General features: G+C 71.6%; 5 protein-coding genes. 3 read left to right on the top strand and 2 right to left on the bottom strand.

Annotated elements, in window-relative coordinates; all coding sequences use genetic code 11:
* Positions 1-36 precede the first annotated feature (36 nt).
* Positions 37-1,095, top strand: coding sequence for a LacI family DNA-binding transcriptional regulator (locus ACOV8S_RS06570; RefSeq protein ID WP_448316631.1), 1,059 nt, complete (start codon positions 37-39; stop codon positions 1,093-1,095).
* 129 nt (positions 1,096-1,224) lie between these two features.
* Here the strand turns inward: ACOV8S_RS06570 and ACOV8S_RS06565 are convergent, their stop codons facing one another.
* The gene (locus ACOV8S_RS06565) at positions 1,225-2,520 is read right to left on the bottom strand and encodes an ABC transporter substrate-binding protein (protein WP_448316629.1); all 1,296 of its coding nucleotides are present in this window, start codon (positions 2,518-2,520) and stop codon (positions 1,225-1,227) included.
* Between the two features lie 250 nt (positions 2,521-2,770).
* Between ACOV8S_RS06565 and ACOV8S_RS06560 the strand changes: the two genes are divergently transcribed.
* Together ACOV8S_RS06560 and ACOV8S_RS06555 are read left to right on the top strand one after the other, a co-directional pair.
* Complete coding sequence (locus ACOV8S_RS06560) at positions 2,771-4,312, top strand: GH39 family glycosyl hydrolase (protein ID WP_448316627.1); 1,542 nt, start codon at positions 2,771-2,773, stop codon at positions 4,310-4,312.
* 84 nt (positions 4,313-4,396) lie between these two features.
* The gene (locus tag ACOV8S_RS06555; RefSeq protein WP_448316625.1) at positions 4,397-4,900 is read left to right on the top strand and encodes an N-acetyltransferase; all 504 of its coding nucleotides are present in this window, start codon (positions 4,397-4,399) and stop codon (positions 4,898-4,900) included.
* Positions 4,901-5,430: 530 nt separating this feature from the next.
* On the opposite strand, the gene ACOV8S_RS06550 is transcribed toward ACOV8S_RS06555, so the two are convergent.
* Positions 5,431-5,915: helix-turn-helix domain-containing protein (locus tag ACOV8S_RS06550; protein WP_448316623.1), on the bottom strand; the 485-nt coding region annotated here is incomplete at its 5' end.

Below are 5,915 nucleotides of genomic sequence, written 5' to 3'. Positions count from 1 at the left end.
GCCCCGCACGGCCCACTGGCTGGATAGCCTGTCCGTATGTCCCCCCGACCCGTCGGCTCGCGTCCGACCTTGTCCCTGGTCGCCGAGACCGCCGGTACGAGTGTGCCCACCGTGTCCAAGGTGCTGCGAGGCGGAACCGACGTCTCGGCCGAGACACGGGCGAGGGTGATGGAAGCCGTGCAGGCGGTCGGCTACACCCGCCGGGGAGGGGCCAAGACAGAGAGTGAGCGGGACGAGAGCGGCCTGTCCAACGTGCTCACCCTGGTGGTCACCCACTTCGAGGGTTCCTGGGCCAACCTGGTGACGGCCGGAGTCGGGCGCGAGGCGGCGGCGGCCGGACTGGACGTCGTGCTGACGCTGGCCGAGCCGCACACCGACTGGGCGACGCGGGTCCTGAGGAGGCGCAGCATCGGCACCGTCGCGATGCCGGTCGACCCCAACTCACGGCATCTGAACGCTCTCTACGCGGCGGGCGCCCCCGTGGTGCTGATCGACCCGATGAGCAAGCCGCCGGCCGGCGTCGCGAGTGTCGGCGTGGCGAACTGGGACGGCGGCCGCATGGCCGCCGAGCACTTCCTGTCGCTCGGCCACGTACGGCTGGGGGTCGTGGCGGGCCATGCCCGTCACCTCTACAGCCGGGCGCGCGTCGACGGGTTCCGTGCGGCTGCCGAGACGGCACCCGGAGACGGGGCCACGGTGTCCGTTGCGCACGGCGGGTGGGACCGGGCCAAGGCGACCGCCGCCACCCACGCGCTGCTGGACAAGGATCCGGGGATCACCGGCGTCTTCGCGTGCTCGGACACCATGGCGCTCGGTGTCTACGACGCGCTGACCGCTCGCGGTCTGCGCGTGCCCGAGGACATCGGTGTCATCGGCTTCGACGACCTGCCCGAGGCGCAGTGTGTCACCCCCGCGCTGACGACCGTCAGGCAGCCCAGCGCCGAACTGGGTGCTGCGGCGGTGGGCCTCCTGCTCGACCTCTCGAGGAGCGGAGCCGAAGGCGCCCGCCGCCCCGTCCGCATGGAACTCGCCACCGAGCTGGTCGTCCGCGCCTCCTGCGGCCGCGCTCCGGCCTCCACGGCGCCCCTCGCCTGACGACGCGGGACGGTCGCCCGACGGCGCGGGACGGAAGGACACTCCGGGGACACCGAGCCGGCCGCGCCCCGGCTCCCGGCCACGCCGCACGGCGGCCGGTGACCGCCGTGCGGGAGTCGTGCGCCGGCCTCAGCCCTTGGCGGCGGCGGCGGTCGTGTCCTTGGGGATGTCGGCGCCGGTGCCCTTGCCGGCCAGCAGGTTCACGACGGCGGTGTTCATGGCGTTGCCCACGTTCTGGCCGTACACGGTGTCCAGGAACATCATCGTGTAGGAGGCCTTGTTGAAGGCTTCGAGCGCCGAGACGTTGTAGGACTCGGTGACGACGTCCTGGGCGTCCTTGTTGACCGGGATCGTGAAGAAGGCTTTCGCGTAGGCCTTCTGCTGGTCCTTCGTGACCAGGAACTGGAGGAAGCCGAAGGCCTCCTTCGGCGCGTCCTTGGACAGGGAGTAGCCGCCACCGCCGCCCATGAGGGCGGTCGGGTCACCCTGGCCGCCTTCGACCGCGGGGAAGGCGAACCACCCCAGGTCGGGGAGCGACTTCTTGTCGGGGGTCAGGCCGGCGATCACACCGGGCTGCCAGGTTCCCATGAGTTCCATGGCCGCCTTGTGGTTGGCGACCATGCCGGCCGACGACCCCGCGCCCTGCTGCGACGGAGTCGTCAGGAAGCCCTTCTGGAAGGGGTCGGTCCTGAGGAAGTCCTCCAGGTCCTCACCGGCCCTGGTCCAGCACGGGTCGTCGAAGGTGAGCGACTCGGCGGCCTTGTTCATGCTGTCCTGGCTGCACTCGCGCACGGCGAAGTTGTAGTACCAGTGTGCGGCCGGCCACGCGTCCTTGGCCCCGACCGCGATCGGTGCGACGCCGATCCTCTTGAGCTTCGCGACGGCGTCCTCGAGCTCCGCCATCGTCTTCGGGGGCGCGGTGATGCCGGCCTTCTCGAAGAGGTCCTTGCTGTAGTAGATGCCCTCGGGCTGCGTGTCCGTCGGCATCGCGTAGACCTTGCCGTCGATCGTGTTGCCCGCGACGGCCGCCTCGCCCGCGTTCGCCCGGTCGGCGGCGGTGAGTTCCAGTGCCTGGACCTGGCCGGCCTCGACCATGGCCCGCATCTTGCCACCGCCGCGCTGGAGGAAGATGTCGGGCGCGGTGTCCGAGTTGAGGGCGGTCTGGAGCTTTCCGTCGAAGTCCTCGTTCTGGATCGCCTGGAGCTTGATCGTCACGTTCGGGTGCAGCGCGTGGTACTCCTTCACGGCGGCCTTGAAGTAGTCGTCGCCGGGTCCGGGCATGGCGTTCTCCCAGAAGGTCAGCGTGATCTTGTCTCCGGACGAAGCCCCGCCCTCGGCGTCGCCGCCGCCCGCGCAGCCGGTGGCGACGAGGGCGATGCCCAAGCCCACCGCGGCGGCCGTCTCCCAGCGTGTCTTCCTCGTCATCGTGGAACTCCCTGCTCTGTCGCCATGGAGACCACAAGCCGCAGTTTTTGCGCAAACTAATGGCCGTCCGTCAAGTAGCCGCAATGTCTACCGCGTTGAGCGCGGTGGGTACCACCCAAAGTTTGCGCAGAGTGCTGAATCGTTACTGGACCGGGTGGTGGCGGCGTCGAAGGCCTTGACACCTTTTTCGGCGGCTCCCTAGGGTGCGCAGGACCTCCCCCGCATCCCGCAGCAAAGGACCTCCTCCACCATGCGGATCGTCGTTCCCGGCCGCCCGACGGCGCGGCTCTCCGACGCCTGGCGTCAGTGCGTGGGGACGGGCCGGCTGGACCTCGCGCTGCGGCGTGACTACCAGGACTCACTCGACCTCGTGCAGCGGGAGATCGGGTTCCGGTTCATCCGGGGGCACGGGCTGCTCAGCGACGGGATGGGCGTCCACCGGCCTTACCGGCACGGCGGGGCGCGGCACGTCCGGCACGCCTTCACCTACCTCGACCAAGTGGTGGACGCCTACCTGGAGAAGGGCATCGCGCCCTTTCTCGAACTGGGCTTCATGCCGTCCGGGCTCGCCACCGGCGAGGACACCGTGTTCTGGTGGAAGGGGAACATCACTCCCCCTCGCGACGAGAAGGAGTGGGCGGACCTCGTCCGCGCCGTCCTCCAGCATCTCACCGACCGCTACGGCATGGACCAGGTGCGCCGCTGGCCCATCGAGGTGTGGAACGAGCCCAATCTGGCGCCGTTCTGGGCCGCCGACCAGGACGCGTACCACCGGCTGTACGAGGTGACCGCACTGGCCGTCAAGGACGTCGACGCCGAACTCCAGGTCGGCGGGCCTTCGTTGGCTCCCGGGTACCAGGACGAGTGGATCCTGCGCTTCGCCGACTTCGTCGAAGGGCGTGACCTGCCGATCGACTTCGTGAGCCGCCACGCCTATGCGTCCGGCCCCGAACAGCACGTGCCGTTCGGCACGCACCAGACCCTCATGCCGGCCTCGGCGCTGCTCGATCAGTTCGGCGCTCCCCGCAGGCAGTTGGCGGGCACCGGGCTCGGGGACCTGCCGGTGCACATCACCGAATTCAACTCCTCCTACCGGCCGGACAACCCGATCCACGACACCGCGTTCCACGCGGCCTACCTCGCCCCGGTGCTGGCCAACGGTGGCGACCACGCCGACTCCTTCTCCTACTGGACCTTCAGCGACGTCTTCGAGGAGACCGGCATCCCCACCGCTCCCTTCCACGGCGGCTTCGGACTGCTGACCCACCGCCAGATCAAGAAGCCCACCTACCACCTGTACGCGTTCATGGCCGAGATGGGCGCGCACGTCCTCGCCCGGGACGAGGACCACCTGGTGACACGGCACGACGACGGCCGGGTCACCGTGCTGGCCTGGGCGCCGGCCGACCCGGCCGGCGGTGAGCCCGTCGGCGGTCACACGGTCCGGCTGTCCCTGCCCGTCGGCGCGCCGGACGCACGCGGTTCCGCCTACGCGCGCCGCCTCTCCGTGAGCGAGGACGCCGGCAACGCCTGGGCGGCCTGGTGCGAGATGGGACGGCCCCTGGCGCCGGACCACCGCATGCTCGGCGCGCTCCGCGAGGCGGCCGAACCCGCCCGCTCGCACCGGGGCATCCCCGTCACCGGAGGGCGGGCGGACGTGGATCTGGTCCTGGGCCGCAACGAGGTGACGCTGCTCGAGCTCACCCCGGTCGTCGACGAGACGCCGCAGTGGTGGAGTGACGACCGCCTCTTCGGCGGCGGCGCCGAGGATTCCGAGGGCGCCGGAACGTGACACCCGCCCCCTCCCGAGGAGTCCGCCGCCACCCGGGAAAAACTCGGGGGAGCGGAGAGCCGCGCGCTGCTACGGTCGGGCCCCATGAGCTGGCTGCCCGAAGACTTCGTCCATCCCGTCCTGGTTCCGCTGCCGGACGGCGGTCATCACCTGCGGCCGATCCGGGAGACGGACACCGCGCTGGACTATCCGGCGGTGATGGGTTCGCGCGAGCGGCTGTGGAGCATCTACGGCCCGGCCTGGGGCTGGCCCGCCGCCACCATGACCTACGAGGCCGATCAGGCCGACCTGTTGCGGCACGAGAAGGAGATCGCCGCACACGAGTCCTTCAACTACGCGCTGTTCGACACCGCTGAGACGGCGCTGCTCGGCTGCGTCTACATCGACCCGCCGGAGAGGGTCGGCGCGGACGCCGAGATCTCCTGGTGGGTGGTGGACGAACTCGTGGGCAGCGAGCTGGAGCGGGATCTCGACGCACTGGTGCCGCGGTGGATCGCCGCCGAGTGGCCGCTCCGGCGGCCCCGCTTCGTCGGCCGCGAGATCTCCTGGCCGGACTGGCTCGCCCTTCCGGAGCACTCAGACACGTAAGGGATCGTTGCCGTCCGCCTCCGTCTTCGGATCCCTGACACGCGGTAGGGGGACGCCTCGTCAGGGACCCCCGGTCGACGGCAACCACTGGGACCGGCCACCGGGCGGCCGCCGGAGTTCCCGTAGCACCGCGACACGTCGGACGACGGCCGCACCTACGTCTGCGAGCTGTCCGACACCGTCGACCAGCCGCAGACGTTCACCTTCACCCTGCGCATCGTCGCGCGGGACGACCGCCCGGGCAGCGTGAGGATCCTCCGCCCCGAGGCCGCGTTGAAGGACCCCGTCGCCGGTGACGACAGTGCCCCCGTTCGCCTGACCGTCACCCACCCGGCCACGATCGACTCGGGCACGAGCCCGGAGGTGTGGGCCGCGGTGGCCGGCGGCAGCGCGGCACTCCTGGCGGCGGATCTGCTCCTCCGCCGCCGTCGACGCCGGACCGCGTGACGCGTCGTCCGTCGGGGGCCGCACCCGCACGCCGGCCGGCGGCGGGCCCCTTGGGCGGGCCGGCGCGCTGACGCGCTCCGTGTCTACGCCCCGCCGTCGACCGTCCAGGCGTGGCACAGCCACCACGCGGTGATGCCGCCGAAGGTGCTGTGGGGGTCGATGCCGGTCACCGTGGAGAAGCGCTGGACGCGGTTGCGCACGGTGTTCTCGTGCACGTACAGGGCGTGGGCGACGGACGCCGCGTCGCGGTCGGCCTCCAGCCACGCGCGCACGGTGCGGGCGACGGCTCCCGCGGCGGGGCCGAGCTGGGCGTGGGCGGCGCGGTGGTGCGCGGTGAGGGCGGCGGCGAGGTCGGTCCGGGACAGGAGCGCGACGGCCGGGGCGACGGCGCTGATGTGGACCGCCCCGGACAGGCCGGAGACCTCCGCGGCGGGGACGGTCGCCACCGCCAGCCGGTGCGCGAGGCCGAGCTCTTCGGCCACGACCGGGCCGGCGATGCCGACGACCTGCCCGGCCCCGCCGGAGCCGAACGCCGGACGGCCTGCCACGACGGCGACCAGGGGGTCGG

It is taken from the genome of Streptomyces sp. CO7 (assembly GCF_053474865.1).
Note: the sequence above shows the minus strand (reverse complement) of the source record. Positions and strands in the feature narration are given on the sequence as shown.